Here is an 18105-nt window from a genome sequence, read left to right on the forward strand (position 1 = left end):
ACGGGTGTGTGCCCACGGGTGCCGTGCTCATGGGCGCCCACCTTCGTGCCGTGCGCGCAAAAGCCCGCTCAGGCCGCGACCAGCTGGGCGCGGCGCGCGGCTTCGATGGTGAACATCCGCAATTCCCAATCCGCCAGCTCGGCCCGCGCCGAAAGCGCATGCGCAGCGCCCAGCTGGGCGGCAAGCGCCCCGGCCTGATCGGGCGGCAGATGGGCCAGCACCTCGGGGTGGGCCTGCAAGGTCTCGACCCACAGCCCTTCGGCCAGGATCACCTCGTGCCGAGGCAGCGCCATCACGAAAAAGCGTTCCTCGCGCGCGGGGGGGACGCCCGCATGCGTCTCGACCTGCGTGGTGCGCTGCGCCTGAACCGGCCGGGCCGCGGCCAGCATCTGATCGGCGCGGGCGAACATCTCGGCCTCGCCGAACCACAATTGCAGCTCGGGCGCGCCGAGAAGAAGCCGCAGCCCGGCCGAGACCACCAGTTCGCGCTGCGGCTGATCGGCGCCGAAGATCCGCGCCTCGAGCGCCAGCCGATGCGCCCCGATCCGCTCCGCATCCGCGCGGCACGAGAGCTGCGCGATCCACTGGATCGGCCGATAGCCGTTGTCGCGCGTCAGCACCCGGTCGCCGGGGCGCAGCCAGTCCACGGGTTGCTCGCCCTCGTCGGTGGCGATCATCGTGCCGGCGCCCAGCGCGGGCAATGCGGCCAGATCGGCGGCCTCGAGGGCCAGGACCGGCTGGGCCTCCTGCCGCGCGGCGGGATAGACCTGCCCCGGTTCCAGCGGTTCGGAGGCAAGAAGCACCTCGGCCCGGCCATCGACGGCGATGCGGTCGACCCGGATCATGCCGCCGCCGGGGCCGTGCAGGAACAGCGGCGGGCCGGCAATGGCCAGCCCCTCGGCCAGAAGAGCGCCCCGCGCATCGAACAGGCGTGCCGCATCGGGCGCGCGCGGATCGGGCGACGGCGCGCGCGCGTCCGGCCCCTGCGGGTCGCCCCGCCCCGAAGGGCCCAGCGCCCATTCCCAGACGGCATCCGCCTCGGCCTCGGCCGCCGCGGCCGCGGTTTCCAGCCGCAGCCCCCGGCGCGCGGGATCATAGCCCGGAACCAGTTCCCAGGCCGCGCCGTCCTGAACCGGACGCAACGCCTCGGGCGGATATCCGCGATCCATGAGCCGAACCCCTTGCCACGTTACATTCCTTCCAAATCTTGACCCCGGCGCTGCCAACAGCCGGTTAACACGCTGCCCATTTTGCGCGCAATTCGCCACAATTCCGACGGGATGCTTGCCCCTTGCCCCCGCGCGCGGCATAGCTGTCGGCCATGAGCGCATCGCCCCCCCTGCCCCATGCCCGCATCCGCGAGGTCTTTGCCCGGTTCCAGGCCGCCAATCCCGAACCCAAGGGCGAGCTGGAGCACACCAGCGCCTTCACCCTGCTGGTTGCGGTCGCGCTGTCGGCCCAGGCCACCGATGCGGGCGTGAACAAGGCCACGCGCGGGCTGTTCGCCGTGGCCGACACGCCCGAGAAGATGCTGGCCCTGGGCGAGGAGGGCCTGATCGCGCATATCCGCACGATCGGGCTCTTCCGCAACAAGGCCAGGAATGTCATCGCCCTGTCGCGCCGCCTGATCGAGGATTTCGACGGCCAGGTCCCCTCAAGCCGCGCCGCGCTGGAATCGCTGCCCGGCGTCGGGCGCAAGACCGCCAACGTGGTGCTGAACATGTGGTTCCACCATCCCGCGCAGGCCGTGGACACCCATGTCTTCCGCGTCGCCAACCGCACCGGCATCGCGCCGGGCCGCGACGTGCTGGCCGTGGAGCGCGCGCTCGAGGACCGCATTCCGGTCGAATTCCAGCGCCATGCCCATCACTGGCTGATCCTGCATGGGCGCTACATCTGCACCGCACGGGCACCGCGTTGCGCGGCCTGCCCGATCGCCGACATCTGTCAATCCGAGGAGAAAACCGCGTGAAACGCTATCAGGTCGTGGGGATCGGCAACGCCATCGTCGATGTGCTGAGCCAGACGGACGACGCCTTTCTGGATGCCGCCGGCATCGGCAAGGGCATCATGCAGCTGATCGAGCGCGACCGCGCCGAGACGCTCTATGACGCCATGTCCAACCGCACCGAGGCCCCCGGCGGCTCGGTCGCCAACACCATCGCCGGGCTGGGCAATCTGGGTCTGAGCACCGGCTTCATCGGCCGCGTGCGCGACGATGCGCTGGGGCGGTTCTATGCCGCCTCGATGGCTGCCGAGGGCACCGATTTCGTCAACCCGCCGGTGGCGGATGCCGATCTGCCGACCTCGCGCAGCATGATCTTCGTCACCCCCGACGGCGAGCGTTCGATGAACACCTATCTGGGGATCTCGGCCGATCTGGGCACCGAAGATGTGCCCCTCGATGTCGCCGAGAATGCCGAAGCGCTGTTTCTCGAGGGCTATCTCTTCGACAAGGACCACGGCAAGGCCGCCTTCCTGAAGGCCGCGCAGGCCATTCACCGCGGCAAGGGCCGCGCGGGCATCGCGCTGTCCGATCCCTTCTGCGTGGACCGTCACCGCGACAGCTTCCGCCGGCTGGTCAAGGACGAGATGGATTTCGTCATCGGCAACCAGCACGAATGGGAATCGCTCTACCAGACCGACCTCGATGAGGCGCTGGCGCAGGCCGCGGCGGAATGCGAACTGGTCGTGTGCACCCGCTCGGGCGCCGATGTGGTGCTGATCCGCGGCGACGAGCGCGTCGAGGTGCCGGTGCACAGCGTGACCCCGGTCGATGCCACCGGCGCGGGCGACCAGTTCGCCGCGGGCTTCATCTACGGCTATGTGACCGGCCGCCCGCTCGAGGTTGCGGGCAAGATGGGCTGCGTCGCCGCGGCCGAGGTCATCAGCCATTTCGGCGCCCGCCCCGAAGTCGACGTGCTGGAATTGTTCAAGGCCAAGGGGCTGGTCTGACGCCGCCCTGACGCCGGGCGGGGGGCGGCGCGCCGCCCCTTGCCGCGCCCATTTTCAGACTTCGCGCACCATCGCCAGCGCCGCACCGAAGGCAAAGAGCACCCGCGCCAGCGGCACCTGCATCCGGTGGGTGACGGTAAAGCCCATGCGTTCGTAGAGCGCGCGGGCGCGGGTGTTTTCCTCGATCACGTCCAGACGCAGCGCGCGATGCCCGCGCAACTGCGCCTCGAGGCAGAGCGCCTCGAGAAGCGCGGTGCCGATGCCCCGGCCACGGTGGGCTTCGGCCACGACAAGACCATCGACCATGAAGCCCTGTTGCGAGACATCGCGCGCCAGCACGCTCAGGCAGCTCTTGCGCCAGAGCGCGCCCAGCCGGCCATAGACCGCGACCAGATCGCCGAACCCGCCGCCCACGAAGGCGCCCGTGCGGGTGCGAAACCCCGCGATGCCCAGCACCTGCCCGCGATCGTCCACCGCCGCCAGCACGTGATCGGCCGCCATCACCCGTTCGATGAAGCGCAGCGCCCTGGGGGCCGGCCCCATCACCCGGCCGAGCTTGTCGCCGAAGGCCTCCCAGTAGAGTGCGGCCGCCGCGGCGCGCTGATCGGGCGTGATCCCGCAGCGGATCGACCAGCTTCCGGGGGGCGCGGGCGTCTCGGCGCCGCGCGCAAGATCAAGCGCAAGCGCGCTTGCGGCCTCGAGCGCGGCAAGCCCCGCAAGAGGCACCCCCGCATCCCCGTCCCCGTCCCGCATCATCCGATCCTGTTCCAGCGTCACGCCGTCTCTCCCGAAGGTGCCCGGCCCCAAGTGAGTTGGCCCCAAGTGATTGGCCCCAGACGGATTGGCCCGAAGCCAACGGGCCTTGCGCCGCCCGGTCACGCGACTACAACTGGCCCATCCCACAGCCCTGGACAAGCGATGACCGACCGGACCCCCGACACCGCCCCCGCGCGTGACATTCGCGCCGCCTATATTCTGGGCCTTCTGCGGGGCATTCCCTTCCTGCTGGTGATCGTGCCCTTTGGCCTGCTGTTCGGGGTGTCGGCCGCGGAATCGGGCCTGCCGCTGAGCCAGATCATGGGCTTCTCGATCCTGGTCATCGCCGGGGCGGCGCAATTCACCGCGCTGCAGATGATGAACGACAACGCGCCGATGATCGCGGTGCTGGCCACGTCGCTGGCGGTCAACCTGCGCATGGCGATGTATTCGGCCTCGCTCGCGCCGCATGTCGGGCGCGCGCCCACCTGGAAGAAGGCCCTGCTGGCCTATTTCATGGCCGACCAGCCCTATGCCGTGGCGCACGAGGATTACGAGGCCAACCCGGCCCGGCCGCTGGGGGGCAAGCTGGCGATCTTCTTCGGCGCGGCCACCCCGATCTGCGGCAGCTGGTATGTGGCAACCCTGGCAGGCGCGGTGCTGGGCCAGGCGATCCCGCCCGAATTCGCGCTGGATTTCGCGGTGCCGATCACCTTCCTGGCGATCGTGGCGCCGCTGATGCGCAGCCTGCCGCATCTGGTGGCGGCGGGCGTGTCGGTCGCCGGCACGCTGGCGCTGTCGTTCGTGCCCAACGGCATGGGTCTTCTGATCGCGGCGCTGGCGGCCATGGCGGCGGGTGCACAGACCGAAACCTGGCTGGCCCGGCGCCGGGCGCGGCAGTCCTGAAAACGCGGGAGGCATGACCATGACCAGCTATACCCCCACCGACATCTGGACGGTGATCGTGCTTCTGGGGCTGGGCACCTTCGGGCTGCGCTTCTCGTTCCTGGGCGCGCTGGGGCGGCGGCCGCTGCCCGACTGGGCGCTGCGGCATCTGCGCTACACGGCGGTGGCGATCATGCCGGGGCTGGTGGCGCCGCTGGTGCTGTGGCCCGCGGCCACGGGCGGGCAGACCGACCCCGCGCGCCTGCTGGCGGCGCTGGCCGCCATTGTCTGCGGCATGGCCACGCGCAACACGCTGGTAGCGATCCTGGGCGGGCTGGCCGCGCTCTATCTGGGGCTGTTCAGCTTCGGCTGACCGCCCGCGCGCACAGGTGGCTTGCGGGCGGGGCCGCTCAATGCCCCGCCCGCAAGCCCCCCGCCGCTCAATGCCCCGCCGGACGCTCGATCCCCAGCTCGCGGGCGCGTTCGGCCTCGATCATCAGCACGCCCGAATTGTTGGCCGGGTCGCCGTCGTAATGGTCATGCGTGACCACGCCCGGCAGCGCACCGAAGGCCGCCGACAGGCGCACCGGCGAAAAGCCCCCCGGCAGATCCTTGAATTCGGGGATCGTGCGCAGCACCTGGGCCACCGAATTGGCGCAGAAGGCCTTGGGCGCGGCGCCATGCGCCTCGACCGCGGCGCGCAGACGCTCGGCGGTTTCCAGGCTGACGGCCAGCTTCTGGTCGCGCACGAAATAGGTCTCGCGGGCGTGGTAGTCGATGTAGAACTTCCGCATCTGCTCGGTGATGCCATAGAGCACGTCGTTCCGCTCGGGCACCCAGGGGTGATAGAAGGTGCCCGCCGGATCGAACAGGACGCGCTGCGTGCCGTCGATCAGCAGCGACGAATGCCCCCCCGCCCCGGTATTGGTCGAGATGACCGTATAAAGCGTGATCGAGGGCGGCGCGCCGGTGACATGGGCCGCGCGGGCGACCTCTTCGTCGGGGGCCCAGACCGTCGAGGCTCCACAGGCCGCAAGAACAAGCGGCAGCAACAGGGTCAGAAGCAGGCGGAGGGGGCGGAGCGGGGTCATCGGAACCTCGGGCGCTGGGGGAGGGCACGCCCCCCAAAGCATCAAACGCCCCGGCGATCAACCGATCCCGCCGCGCTGAGGCATCTGCGCCGCGCGGCGGGGCTTTCGGGGCACAGGCGTTCGGGGCGCGCACAGGCTTCAGGGCAAACGCCAGACCCAGGCGCCCGTGTCGCTGCGCGTGCGCGTCACCTCGCCCCGGCGCAGGAGGTGGTTGAGATGCGCCACCGCCTCGACCAGCGCCAGGTTGGTCTCGGCTGGCCCGATCTCGCGCGCGAACAGCGGTGGGAAACATTCGATCGCGGTGCGCGGGGTTTCCAGATGGCTGCGCAGCCGCGCCAAAGCGCCGATGTGGTTGTCGGCCATCTGCCGCAGGCGCACCGGCAGGCCGGTGAAGGGCGTCTTGTGCCCCGGCAGAACCAGATGCCGGTCCTCGGCATGATTGGCCAGCCGCGCACAGGCGTCCAGCCAGTCGGCCAGCGGATCGGCGTCGGGTTCCGAGGCATAGACCCCGATATTGGCGGAAATCGACGGCAACAATTGATCGCCCCCGATCACCAGATCGTCGTCGCGGCTCCACAGGGTGACATGCTCGGGCGCGTGACCATCGCCCATGCGCACGTCCCACGTCCGCCCGCCGGCGTGGAAGATGTCGCCCTCGCTCAGCCGGGTGAAGCCATAGGGCAGGGGATGCACGCAATCGGCAAAGTTGAAGGGCCGTTCGGTCGCGCGCCGCGCCAGCTCGTCTTCCGGCAGGCCCGCGTCACGCCAGAAGTCCAGCGTCTGCGCCGTGGGCAGCGGCTGCACGTCGAGCGTCAGCATCCGCGCCCAGAGCCACGACAGCCGCGAGGTGACCAGTTCCGCGCCGCGCGCCATGAACCAGCCCGCAAGGCCCACGTGGTCGGGGTGGTAATGCGTGACCAGGACGCGCCGCACCGGCCGCCCGCCCAGCGGCCCGGTCAGAAGCCCCTCCCAGATCGCGCGCGACCGGCGGCTGTCAAAGCCGGTATCGACCAGCGTCCAGCCGTCGCCATCGTCGAGCGCCAGGCAATTGACATGATCGAGCGCCATCGGCAGAGGCAGCCGCAGCCACAGCACGCCCGGCGCCACCTCAAGCGCCGCGCCGGGCTCGGGCGGGGCCGTCCAGGGGTATCGGATCGGCGCGTTCACAAGCCCAGATCCGCATCCGACAGCGCCGAAAGATCGCCCAAGCCCGCGCGCGCCTCGACCAGATGCGCGGCATAATGGGGCAGAAGCCGCAAGATATAGACGCGCGCCAGCTTTTCGCGCGTGGGGTCGGCCAGGGCCGCGCGCAGGTGGTAATGTGCCCCCAGCACGCGGGCAAAGGCCATCAGATAGGCCACCGCCCCGGCCGAGCGGTCGGGCATGTCCTGCGCCAGAAGCGTCTCGGTCGCCTCGCGCAGGGTCTCGGCCGCGGCCCAGACCTTGCCGGCCAGATCGGGCAGGCGGGCGCGGGCATCCTCGGCGCCGTCCTCGATCTCCTGCAACAGGCGGAAGGCTGCCTCGCCGCCATCGGCCATCTTGCGCCCGACCAGATCCAGCGCCTGAATGCCGTTGGTGCCCTCGTAGATCGCGGTCACGCGCACGTCGCGGCAGAATTGCGCGGCGCCGGTTTCCTCGACATAGCCCATGCCGCCATGCACCTGCACGCCGGTTTCGGACACGCGGATGCCCACCTCGGTGCCAAAGGCCTTTGCGATGGGCGTCAGGAACGCCGCCCGCGCCGCCCAATCCGCCCCGCCCGCGGCCCGCGCCATGTCGAGCGCCACCGCACAGGCCAGCGCGATCGACCGCGCGGCAAAGACATCGGCGCGCATCGTGGCCAGCATCCGCCGCACGTCGGGATGGCCCGCGATCACGCCCATCTGCGCGCGTTCGGCGGCATAGGCGGTGGCTTTCTGAAGCGCGGCCTCGGCCACGCCGATGCCCTGCACCCCCACCGCCAGCCGGGCGTTGTTCATCATCGTGAACATGGCCGCCATGCCGCGGTTTTCCGCCCCGACCAGGAAGCCCGTCGCCCCCTCGAAGGCCATGACGCAGGTGGGCGAGCCATGCAGCCCCATCTTGTGCTCGAGGCTGACCACCTTGAGGCTGTTGGCCGCGCCGGGGTTGCCGTCGGCGTCGGGCAGATACTTGGGCACCATGAACAGGCTGATCCCGCGGGTGCCCGCCGCCGCCCCCGGCAACCGCGCCAGCACCAGGTGGCAGACATTCGCGGTGATGTCGCTGTCGCCCCACGAGATGAAGATCTTCTGGCCCGTGATCGCATAGGTGCCGTCGCCGCGCGGTTCGGCCTTGCTGCGCAGCGCGCCCACATCCGATCCCGCCTGCGGTTCGGTCAGGTTCATCGTGCCCGACCATTCCCCCGAGATCAGCCTGGGCAGATAGAGCGCCTGCATCTCGGGGCTGGCGTGGTGCTCCAGCGCCTCGATCTGGCCCTGGCTCAGCAGCGGGTTGAGCTGGAGCGCAAGGCACGCCCCCGACATCATGTCATTGACCGCCATGTTCAGCGCCTGCGGCAGGCCCATGCCGCCGTGTTCGGGCCCCGCGGCCAGGCCGATCCAGCCGCCCTCGGCGATGGTGCGATAGGCGTCGGCGAAACCGGGCGTGGCGCGCACGACCCCGTTTTCCAGCCGCGCCGGATGCAGGTCGCCCGCCCGGTTCAGCGGCGCCAGGGCGGTATCGCACATGCGCCCGGCCTCGGTCAGGATCGCCTCGACGGTCTCGGGCGTGGCCTCGGCAAAGCGCGCCTCGGCGGCCACGGGCGCCAGCGGCACCACCTCGTCCAGGATGAAACGGAATTCGCCAACCGGCGCGCGATAGCTCATGACACTCCCCCCCCGACAGGCGCCTTGGCTTTCGCCGCGGGGGCGCCTATGTCCGTCCTAGTCAGGGGTCAAGGTTACCGCAAGGTCAGACCCCATCAACCCGCAACGCTGCGTCATGCCGGGGGGCCTCACGCAATGTCAAGCCAGACGCGGATCCTGTCGCCCGACACTGCCGGGATCGCCGCCGCTGCGGCGCTGCTGCGCGCAGGCGGTCTGGTCGCCTTCCCGACCGAGACCGTCTATGGCCTGGGCGGGGATGCGACCGACCCGGCCGCGGTGGCGGGGATCTATGCCGCCAAGGGCCGGCCCGCGTTCAACCCGCTGATCGTGCATGTCCCCGATCTGGCCGCGGCGCAGGTGATCGCCCGCATCGAGGGCCAGGCGCTGGCGCTGGCGCGCGCCTTCTGGCCGGGGCCGCTGACGCTGGTGGTGCCGCTGCGCGCGGGCGCGGTCTGTGATCTGGTGACCGCGGGGCTTTCGACGGTGGCGCTGCGGGTGCCGGCGCATCCGCTGGCGCAGGCGCTCCTGCGGGAAACGGACCGGCCGCTGGCGGCGCCTTCGGCCAATCCCTCGGGGCGGATCAGCCCCACCGCTGCGGCGCATGTCGCCGAAGGGCTCTCGGGGCGGATCGCGGGCATTCTGGACGGCGGGCCCTGCACCGTCGGCGTGGAATCGACGATCATCGCCCCCGATCCGCTGCGTCTGCTGCGCCCCGGTGGCCTCGCGCTCGAGGAGATCGAGACCGTTGCGGGCACCCGCGCGGGCCAGGAGATGACGCCCGCCCGGCCCGCCGCGCCGGGGCAGCTGGCCTCGCATTACGCCCCCGAGGCGGCGGTGCGGCTGAACGCGACCGCAGCGCTGGGGGACGAGGTGCTGATCGGCTTCGGGTCGGTCGCGGGCGATCTGAACCTGTCGCCCGCGGGCGACACGACCGAGGCCGCGAGCCGGCTCTTTGCGCTCCTGCGCGCGGCCGATGCGCTGGCCGCAGGGCGCGGCGGTAGCGGCATCGCGGTCGCGCCGATCCCCGAGACGGGCCTCGGCCGCGCCATCAACGACCGGCTGCGCCGGGCCGCCGCGCCGCGCGGCTAAGGCCCGCTTGCAGACCGGCGGCTGGCCCAAACCAGACCGCCCCGTCCGGCGCAAGGGCCGCAGCCCCATCCATCCCGCGCGCCTCGCTTGATCCCGCGCCCCTTCGGGGCCGCAGGGCCCCGGCGCCCGCGCGCCCCTCGATGGGGCAAGCGGGCGCTCCCACCAGCGCGCCGCTTCCCCATGCCGCAAAACCGCCGTCAGGCGTGCCCGGCGGCCGCCGACAGCGTCACCGGGTCGATCCCCAGCGCCCGCAGCGCCGCATCCCACTTGCCGTCGGTGCCCGGCTGGAACACCAGCTCGGTATCGGCATCCGCGGTCAACCAGCCGTTTTCCAGGATCTCGGCCTCGAGCTGGCCCGGCCCCCAGCCGGCATAGCCCAGCGCCAGAAGCGCGCGCGAAGGCCCCTGCCCCTGCCCCAGATCCACCAGGATATCGCGCGTGCTGGTCATCGCCAGATCCGCCCCCAGCCACATCGTCCCCTCGCGGTGGAACCATTCGCCCGAATGCAGCACGAAGCCCCGCCCCGGCTCGACCGGCCCGCCATATTGCACCGGCACCCGCTGCACGCCGGGCCCGGCCGGGATATCCAGTTGCTCCAGCAGTTCGGCAAAGCCCTCGGGGCCGTCATGCACCAGCCCCGGCTTGTTGACGATCACCCCCATCGCGCCCGCCTCGGAATGCGCGCAGATCAGCACCACGCTATGGGCGAACCGCGGATCGCCCATCCCCGGCATTGCGATCAGGAATTTCCCGCTCAGATCCATCTTCGGCCCCGATGCTCGACACGCAGGACCGGTGCGCACCACCCGCCCTGCCCGTCCGATATGTCGTCCTGCGCCCCGCGCGGCCCGCCCCTGCGGCACCGGCTGCGCCGTCTGACATAGTTGCGCGCGCAGGCGCCGCAGGCAAGCGCCCGCCGCCCGGCCCGCCCCCGGCGGCCCCGCCGATGAAGTACTTGTGACTTTGCTTGCCCGAGGTCGCGTCGTAAGTCCTGAAACATGAGCAGAACCACCTCCGAGTCGCGCCGCTTGCCCGTGTTTCCTCCGGCCGGGCGTCGGGTCCGGTGCATCGCATCCGGATCGCGGTCGCGTCTCGGGGTCCTGCTCGGGGTTCTCCGTCAGCCTGTCCTCGCCCTCGCCCTGCTTGCGCCGCTTGCCCCGGCCGCGGGCGCGGGCGAGCTGGCCCCCGGCCTTGACGGCGCCGGGCTGCGCCCCGGCTGGCAGACCCCCGACGGCGCACATATGGCAGCGCTGGATTTGCGGCTCGAACCCGGCTGGAAGACCTATTGGCGGGCACCGGGGGACGCCGGCGTGCCGCCGCGCTTTGACTTCTCGGGCTCGCGCAACCTGGGCGCGGTGCGCTTTCACTGGCCCACGCCGCAGGTCTTCGACCTGAACGGGATGCGCTCGATCGGCTACAAGGACGCGCTGGTCCTGCCGCTCGAGATCACGCCCCGCGACCCCGCCCGCCCGGTCCATCTGTCGGCAAAGATCGAGATCGGCCTGTGCAATCACATCTGCATGCCCGTGGCGCTGACGCTCTCGGGCGATCTGGACGGCAAGGGCACCCCCGATCCCGCGATCCGCGCCGCCCTGGGCGCGACGCCGCGCCCGGCGCCGGGCGCCGCCCGCTGTGACGTCAGCCCGATCCGCGACGGGCTGCGCCTGCGCGCCGAGATCACCGCCCCCAATCTGGGCGGCAACGAGGTGACGCTGGTCGAATTGCCCGGCGCCGATATCTGGGTGTCCGAAACCCGGACCCGGCGCGAGAAGGGGCATCTGGTCTCCGAGGCCGATCTGGTCCCGCCCGAGGCCCAGCCCTTCGCGCTGGACCGCTCGCGCGTGGTGCTGACCGTTCTGGGCCGCACCGGCGCGGTCGAGATCGCCGGCTGCAAGGGCTGAGGCCCCTCTTTCCCCCATCCCCCGAAAACACCAGCCGGGCCCTACGCAAACGGCAGGGCCCGCCGATCACTCGGCGGGCAACGTCGCCCCCGTTCGCGCGCGCCGCCGCAGGACCGGGGCGGCCAGCCCCGCCAGCGCCACGATGACCACGACCAGCCCGGCATAGGTGGCCAGCGCCGGCAGCAGCTCCGCCCCGGTCGCCATCGCCCGGCCCAGCGTCAGCGCAAAGGCCCCCGCCAGCGCCAGCGCCGCCGTGCCGAAGGCCAGCCGCAGCCCCGGCACCCGCAGCCCGCGCTGGAAGGCGCGGATCTGCCGCCCGGCATCCATCTGCACCGCCAGGATCGCCGGCACGATACACAGCACGATGATCAGCCCGAAGCCCAGCCCGTAGACCAGCGTGATGACCGTGGGCTTGAGGAAGGTGGCCGCGTTCGAGCGTTCATAGAGGATCGGCGCCAGCCCCAGCACCGTGGTCGCCGTGGTCAGGAACACCGGCCGCAGCCGTTCGGACACCGCCTCGACGATCGCCTGATGCAGCCCGTGGCGACGCGCATGCTGATCGACCGTCGTCACCAGAACGATGGAATCGTTGATGATGATCCCCGACATCCCGATCAGCCCGACCACGGCGAACATCGACAGCGGCAGATCCCAGAACCAATGCCCCCAGATCGCGCCGACCAGCCCGAAGGGAATGACCGACATCACCACCATGGGCCGCGTCCAGCTGGCGAAGATCCACGACAGCACGATGTAGATCCCCAGAAGACACAGCACGAGGCCCAGGAGCGCGTCGGACATGAAGTCACGCTCCTGCTCGGCCATGCCTGTCATGGTCCAGGCAATGCCGTTCTGTTCGGCGATGCGGGGCAGGATTTCCTCGCGCAGGCTGCGCATGATCTCGGTGGCGCGGCGGGCATTGTCCTCGGACAATTCCGCCGTCACCTGCACCACGCGCAAGCCGTCCTCGCGCCGGATCGAGGAAAAGCCGTCCTGCATGCGCACCGACACGATATCCGACAGCGGCACCCAGTTCCCCGAGGGGCTGCGCAGATAGAGCCGTTCGGTGAAATCGGCGCGCAGATCCTCGGGCGGCAGTTCGACCCGGATCGAGGCCGAGCGCGGCCCGTCGGGGAAGGTGGCGGCCTCGATCCCGGCCATGCGCGCGCGCAGATCGCGGGCCAGCGCCTCGAGGGTGAAGCCCAGGGCCTCGCCCTGCGCGGTCAGGTCCAGCACCATCTCAGCCTTGTCGAAGGCCAGGTTGTCCTCGATCGCCGAGACCTCGGGGTAGCGGGCCAGTTCCGCCTTCAGCGCCTCGGCCGCCGATTTCAGTTCGCGCGCCTCGGCGCCCGACAGATCGACCGAGATCGCGGCATCGGTGCCGCCCGAGCGATAGGCGCGCATCGAGATTTCCTCGAGCAGCGGATGGCGCGGGGCCGCCGCCTGCAACCGGCCGGCGAATTCCATCGACGAATAGGGGCGCAGGTCGGCGTCGATCAGCTCGATCGAGACCGAGCCCAGAAGATCCTGATCCTTGGTATCGGCGCCGGCCAGACCGCGGCCGGAATTGCCGCCCACCTGCCCGATCATGAACAGGATCGGATTGACGCCGTGCTTGTCCTCCATCTCCTGGCCCAGCGTCTCGACCGAGGCCTGAAGCGCGCGCATCATCTCGAAGGTATCCTCGCGCGAGGCGCCGGGCAGCATCGAGAAATTGGCCGACATGGACCCCTGTTCGGGCGGGTTGAAGAAGCGCCATTGCACCTTGCCCGAGATCACCCAGCTGACCTGCCAGGCCAGGATGCAGCCCGCCATCGCCAGCACCGGATAGCGCGCGCGGATCACGAAGCGGGTGAAAGGCCGCATCACCTTGACGCGCAGCCACTCGAAGCCTTCGTTGACCTTCTGCGAGGGCAGGTCATACCAGGCGCCATGCCCCACCTTGCCCAGCGCATGCACCATGTGATTGGGCAGGATCAGGAAGCATTCGACCAGCGACGCCGCCAGCACCGCGATCACCGTCAGCGGGATATCGCGGATCATGTCGCCCATGCGCCCGCCGATGATGACCAGCCCGGCAAAGGCGATGATCGTGGTCAGCGTCGAGGCAAAGACCGGCGCCAGCATCCGCAGCGCGCCGTTCTCGGCGGCCAGAAGCGGTGGCTCGCGCAGATGACGGGCACGGAAATCGGCGTGTTCGCCCACCACGATGGCATCGTCGACCACGATCCCCAGCGTGATGATCAGCGCAAAGATCGAGATGACGTTGAGGGTCAGCCCGCCCATGTACATCATGGCAATGGCGGCCATCATCGCCACCGGGATACCCATCGCCACCCAGAAGGCCGTGCGCGCGTTCAGGAACAGGAACAGCAGCACCAGGACAAGGCCCAGCCCCATCGCGCCGTTTTCCAGAAGAAGGCTCAGCCGCTGGCCGATCATCTCGGCGCGGGTGCGTGTCAGCTCGATCGTGACCGAGGCCGGCAGGGTGGCCTGCATCTCGGCCACGACCTTCTCGACCTTTTGCTGAAGCCCGATCGCATCGCCCTGCGCCGAGCGCGAGACATTGATCGACACGGCCGGATCGTCGCCCACGAAATAGGCGCGATTGCGGTCGGCCCCCTCGCGGCGGATCTGCGCCACATCGCCCAATGTCAGAAGGCTGCCGTCGGGTTCGGCGCGCAACACCAGCCCGGCGATCTCGGCGACCTTGCGCCGCTCCTCGCCGGTGCGCACGCGCGCGCCCCCCGAAGCCACGTCGCCCGCCGGCGCGGTGGCGGCCTCGGCGCCGATCACCGCCGCGATCTCGCGCAGCGTCAGATCATGGCGCACGAGGTTCTCGGAGGGCACCTCGACCACCACCTGCGGCGCGGCAAAGCCCTGGATCGTGGTGCGCGTCACCCCTTCGGCATAGAGCCGCGCCACCAGTTCGTCGGCCAATTGCCCCAGCTGATCCAGCGCCATGGGCCCGGTCAGGACCAGATCGGTGACCGTGTCGCGCCAGGCGCCGCGGGTGACCTCGGGATCCTCGGCCTCCTCGGGGAGATCCTCGGCCTGGGCCACGGCGGTCTCGACCTCGTCGACCGCGCGGCCCATGTCCCATCCTGGCTCGAATTCAAGCGAGATGACCGCCCGCCCCTCCGACGCGCGCGAGGACGAGCTTTCCACCCCCTCGACCACCAGCAGCGAGGGTTCGAGCACCTGCACGATGGCGCGATCCACATCCTCGGGTGAGGCGCCTTCCCAGATCACGGAAACCGAGATCTCGTCGACGGCCATGTCGGGGAAGAACTGCGCGCGCAGCCGCGGCATGGCGGCCAGCCCGGCGACAAGGATCACCACGAGAAGGATATTGGCCAGCGTCTTGTGACGGGTGAAGAGCGACACGAGACCCGCGGTCCGGCCCGGCTCGGGGGCGCGGGTGTAATCGGCGGGGCTGTCGGCCGCCTGCGCGGCGGGCCGGTCGGCCAGGCGCGGCAGATCCTCGGGGCGGCGCGCGGGCAGGTTGGGCGTGGCGCCGTTATTTTCGGGGCCGTTATTCTCGCGGCCGGTGTTCTCGGGATCGGGGGTCGGGGGGGTGTCGGTCACGGGCTCAGCCTCCCATCCGCGATTCGATCCGCGCGATCATCTGTTCGGGGACCAGATCCTGTTCCAGCGCCGCCTGCGCGCGCGCCCGCATCGCCTCGGGCAGATCGCGCGCGCTTTCGAGATAGGCCAGAAGCCGCGCGCGCCGCTCGGGGTCCAGCCGGATCATGCCGGTGGTGTCCTCGGCGGGGGGCTGGCCGTCGCGGATCGGGCGCAGCTTGAGGCCTGCGCCCAGAAGCGGCGTGCGTTCCTGCACCACCTCGCGGCCGGCCAGCGGCGCCTCGACGATCACGTCGTCGCCCTGGCGGCGGATGATGCGGACGGAGGCGGATTCGAGCCGATCCTCGGGGCCCAGCACCAGAACGGTGCCGGTGCGCCCGCCGGGATCGGGCACCACCGCCACCGCCGGCAGCCGCGCGACATCGGGCAATTCGGGTTCGTGCAGGCGGACGGTGACGAAATCGCCCGGTTGCAGGCCCATCGGCCGGTCCAGCCGCGCATAGAGAAGCCGCCCGGTCTGGCCGTCGGCCACCGCCGGATCGACCCGTTCCAGCCGCGCCGGAACGTCGGGTCCGCCCGGCAGGTTCACGGTCAGCTCCAGCCGCGGCAATTGCCCGCCCGGCCCGGCCAGCCGCGCGAATTGCGCCGTCGAGACGCGGAAGGCCACCTCGAGCGCGCGCGGGTCGATCAGTTCGCCCAGCCGTTCGTTGCGCTGCACCAGGTTGCCGGCGACCACATCCACCCCCGACAGCCGGCCGGCAAAGGGGGCGCGGATCTCGGTGTCGGCCAGGGTGCGCTCGGCCTCGCGCAGCGCAATGGCGGCGCGATCGGCGGCCGCGGCGCTGCGGGTGCGCGTGGCCTCGGCCTGCGACAGCGCGGCGCGGCGGTTCAGCACCGCCTGTTCGGCCGCCGACAGCGCCAGCTGCGCGGTTTCGACATCGGCGGTGCGGCCGATCCCGCGCGCGTCGAGCGTCTGCGCCCGTTCCAGCGCAGCGCGACGAAGTTCGACCTGGGCGCGCGCGGCGGTCAGATCGTCGGCGGCGATGGTCAGGGCGCGCTCGGCCTCGGCGGCGGCGGCGCGGGCCTCGATCAGGGCGGCGGCGGCAGTGTCGCGCGCGGCGCGGGCCTCGGCGGGGTCGACCTGCGCCAGAAGCGTGCCCTCCTCGACGCGGCCGCCATCGACGAACCCTTCCGCGGTCTCGACGATCCGGCCGGCGGCGGCGGCGCGCAGCTCGAGCCGGCGCCAGGCGCGCATTTCGCCATGGGTGACGATCTCGGGGGCCAAGAGGCCGGGTTGATAGAGGGCCACCGGCGCGGCCAGCAGGCGCTCGCGCGCGACGGGCGGGGCCGTTTTCGCCGCCGAGCGCGCCTGCAACGCCGAGACGACCTGCCAGCCCGCGATTGCCAGGAACGCAAGCGTCATCGCAAGGCCGAAGAGCCCCATCAAACCGCGGCCGAGAAATCGCATGAGATGATCCTTGGTTGCCGGAACGCCGGGCCGTCGCGCATGCCCGCATTCCATCTAGTGCATATGTCCCACCCTGCCAAATGCCAATGCCGTGGGTGGCGTTGGGTCACCCCGGCGGCAGGCCCAGCCGATGGGCGATCTCCAGCAGGTCGGCCCAGGCCTCGCGCCGGGCCAGCGGCTGGCGCAGGAGATAGGCCGGATGCGTCATCGGCAACGCCGGGCGGCCGAAGGCTTCGGTCCAGGTGCCGCGCAGGCGCAGGATGCCGCGCCGGCCCAGCGCCGCGGCGCAGGGCGTGTTGCCCATCAAGACGACGATCTCGGGGGCGACCAGCTCGACATGGCGCTGCACGAAGGGCAACAGCATCTCGATTTCCTCGGACGTGGGGTCGCGGTTGAGCGGGGGCCGCCAGGGCAGGACATTGGTGATGTAGAGCGCGCGGGCAGGGTCTTCGGCCCGACGCTCAAGGCCGATGGCGGCGAACATCCGATCAAGGAGCTGGCCTGCGCGGCCCACGAAGGGGCGGCCTTCGCGGTCCTCGTCGCGGCCCGGCGCCTCGCCCAGGATCAGAAGGCGCGCGCCGGGATGGCCGTCGGCAAAGACGCACGAGCGCGCGCCCTGGCGCAATTCGCAATGGGGAAAGGCCGCAAGCGCCGCACGCAGGGCGTCAAGGTCGCGGGCGGCGGTGGCGGCGGCGCGGGCCTCGGCCACCGCGCGGTCGAGACGGGCGCGGGCGTCCTGGGCCTCGCGGCGGGCGGGGGCTGCGGGCGCGGGGCGCAGGAGATGCGCACCCGGCATGGCTTCGGCGCGCGGATCCCGCCCATGGCCGGGGGGATCGGCTTCGGGGGCATCGAGCCCCCGCGCGCCGAGGGCCCCGGCTGCGCCGGCGCCCGGCCCCACCCCGGCGGCGGGTTCCGGCGCAGGCGCCGCGACCGTGCGGTCGAGCGGCGCATCGCAGATGGCCTCATCCGCGCCCAGTTCGCGCAGCCATTCATAAAGCGCCGCGGCGAGCGCCGGGTCGGCGGGCGCCTGCGGCAGCGCGCGGGGGGACAGATGCGAATCCATGCGCCCAGATTGGCCGCCCGCGCCGCCAGCGCAAGCCCCCTGCGCCGACCCGTCCCACCGCACCGCCCGCCTCCGGCCGTCGCGTGAGAGCGGCAGGCCGCGGCCGCGGGATCACAGGACGCCCGTCACCTCGTACATGACCGGCTCGAAGCTGGTGCAGAGCGTGGCGATATGGCGGTTGCGCTCGCGCATCTCGGGGGTGCGCAGCATCGCCTGGAAATCCTCGCGGCGTTCCCATTGGCTGTAATTGGCGATCCGGGTCTGGGCGTCGTTCATGTGCAGCCCAGCGGCCACGAAGCCCGGCTGATGGCGAATGAACTTGTGATAGGCGTCTTGCAGCGCCTCCATCAGGTCGGCGGCGGTGCCCGGCGTCATCTCGAAGGTGGTGATGACCGTCTGGCCCTTGAAATCACGGGAAACTTGCATGGTGATGCCTCTCCTTCTCCTGGGTCCATGCTGACACAGA

Annotated in this window: 16 protein-coding genes; 6 read left to right on the forward strand and 10 right to left on the reverse strand. The window is 71.1% G+C overall.

The genetic code is table 11. From position 1 onward, the window contains the following. Positions 1-68 precede the first annotated feature (68 nt). Entirely contained in the window at positions 69-1169 is a 1101-nt protein-coding gene (locus BW949_RS03625; RefSeq protein WP_076363518.1) for a Hint domain-containing protein, read from the reverse strand. Positions 1170-1321: 152 nt separating this feature from the next. Here BW949_RS03625 and nth point away from each other — a divergent pair, with 152 nt between their 5' ends. Both nth and BW949_RS03635 read left to right on the forward strand, forming a co-directional pair. Continuing rightward, positions 1322-1972, forward strand: a complete 651-nt coding sequence (gene nth, locus BW949_RS03630) for an endonuclease III (RefSeq protein WP_076363519.1) — start codon at positions 1322-1324, stop codon at positions 1970-1972. Then, the gene (locus BW949_RS03635) at positions 1969-2955 is read left to right on the forward strand and encodes an adenosine kinase (RefSeq protein WP_076363520.1); all 987 of its coding nucleotides are present in this window, start codon (positions 1969-1971) and stop codon (positions 2953-2955) included. Before nth ends, BW949_RS03635 begins: the two co-directional genes overlap by 4 nt. Positions 2956-3009: 54 nt before the next feature. Here the strand turns inward: BW949_RS03635 and BW949_RS03640 are convergent, their stop codons facing one another. After that, the gene (locus BW949_RS03640) at positions 3010-3732 is read right to left on the reverse strand and encodes a GNAT family N-acetyltransferase (protein WP_235816188.1); all 723 of its coding nucleotides are present in this window, start codon (positions 3730-3732) and stop codon (positions 3010-3012) included. Between the two features lie 141 nt (positions 3733-3873). Here BW949_RS03640 and BW949_RS03645 point away from each other — a divergent pair, with 141 nt between their 5' ends. Both BW949_RS03645 and BW949_RS03650 read left to right on the forward strand, forming a co-directional pair. Then, positions 3874-4617, forward strand: coding sequence for an AzlC family ABC transporter permease (locus tag BW949_RS03645; protein ID WP_076363521.1), 744 nt, complete (start codon positions 3874-3876; stop codon positions 4615-4617). 19 nt (positions 4618-4636) lie between these two features. Next, the gene (locus tag BW949_RS03650) at positions 4637-4969 is read left to right on the forward strand and encodes an AzlD domain-containing protein (RefSeq protein WP_076363726.1); all 333 of its coding nucleotides are present in this window, start codon (positions 4637-4639) and stop codon (positions 4967-4969) included. 67 nt (positions 4970-5036) lie between these two features. On the opposite strand, the gene BW949_RS03655 is transcribed toward BW949_RS03650, so the two are convergent. The 3 genes from BW949_RS03655 to BW949_RS03665 all read right to left on the reverse strand — a co-directional run bounded on the left by BW949_RS03655 (position 5037) and on the right by BW949_RS03665 (position 8533). After that, entirely contained in the window at positions 5037-5687 is a 651-nt protein-coding gene (locus BW949_RS03655; protein ID WP_076363522.1) for a hypothetical protein, read from the reverse strand. 138 nt (positions 5688-5825) lie between these two features. Next, entirely contained in the window at positions 5826-6854 is a 1029-nt protein-coding gene (locus BW949_RS03660; RefSeq protein ID WP_076363523.1) for an MBL fold metallo-hydrolase, read from the reverse strand. Next, positions 6851-8533 (reverse strand): acyl-CoA dehydrogenase, encoded by a 1683-nt coding sequence (locus BW949_RS03665; protein WP_076363524.1) that lies wholly within the window; start codon positions 8531-8533, stop codon positions 6851-6853. The genes BW949_RS03660 and BW949_RS03665 overlap by 4 nt, the downstream gene beginning before the upstream one ends. A gap of 135 nt (positions 8534-8668) precedes the next feature. On the opposite strand from BW949_RS03665, the gene BW949_RS03670 reads away from it, so the two are divergent. Beyond that, complete coding sequence (locus tag BW949_RS03670; protein ID WP_076363525.1) at positions 8669-9622, forward strand: L-threonylcarbamoyladenylate synthase; 954 nt, start codon at positions 8669-8671, stop codon at positions 9620-9622. A gap of 197 nt (positions 9623-9819) precedes the next feature. Here BW949_RS03670 and BW949_RS03675 read toward each other — a convergent pair whose 3' ends face one another. Then, positions 9820-10386, reverse strand: coding sequence for a YqgE/AlgH family protein (locus tag BW949_RS03675; protein ID WP_076363526.1), 567 nt, complete (start codon positions 10384-10386; stop codon positions 9820-9822). A 414-nt stretch (positions 10387-10800) separates the two neighbouring features. On the opposite strand from BW949_RS03675, the gene BW949_RS03680 reads away from it, so the two are divergent. Beyond that, positions 10801-11523 (forward strand): protein-disulfide reductase DsbD domain-containing protein, encoded by a 723-nt coding sequence (locus tag BW949_RS03680; RefSeq protein WP_407947234.1) that lies wholly within the window; start codon positions 10801-10803, stop codon positions 11521-11523. 66 nt (positions 11524-11589) lie between these two features. On the opposite strand, the gene BW949_RS03685 is transcribed toward BW949_RS03680, so the two are convergent. The 4 genes from BW949_RS03685 to BW949_RS03700 all read right to left on the reverse strand — a co-directional run bounded on the left by BW949_RS03685 (position 11590) and on the right by BW949_RS03700 (position 18065). After that, entirely contained in the window at positions 11590-14910 is a 3321-nt protein-coding gene (locus BW949_RS03685; RefSeq protein WP_076363728.1) for an efflux RND transporter permease subunit, read from the reverse strand. A 205-nt stretch (positions 14911-15115) separates the two neighbouring features. After that, a complete protein-coding gene (locus BW949_RS03690; protein WP_076363527.1) occupies positions 15116-16576 on the reverse strand; it encodes an efflux RND transporter periplasmic adaptor subunit in 1461 nt (486 codons plus the stop codon). Between the two features lie 106 nt (positions 16577-16682). Further along, positions 16683-17639, reverse strand: a complete 957-nt coding sequence (locus BW949_RS16455) for a uracil-DNA glycosylase (RefSeq protein WP_083947562.1) — start codon at positions 17637-17639, stop codon at positions 16683-16685. A 111-nt stretch (positions 17640-17750) separates the two neighbouring features. Beyond that, entirely contained in the window at positions 17751-18065 is a 315-nt protein-coding gene (locus tag BW949_RS03700) for an antibiotic biosynthesis monooxygenase family protein (RefSeq protein WP_076363528.1), read from the reverse strand. Between the last annotated feature and the right edge of the window lie 40 nt (positions 18066-18105).

This window comes from Phaeovulum vinaykumarii (genome assembly GCF_900156695.1).
GTDB classification, from domain to species: Bacteria; Pseudomonadota; Alphaproteobacteria; order Rhodobacterales; family Rhodobacteraceae; genus Bieblia_A; species Bieblia_A vinaykumarii.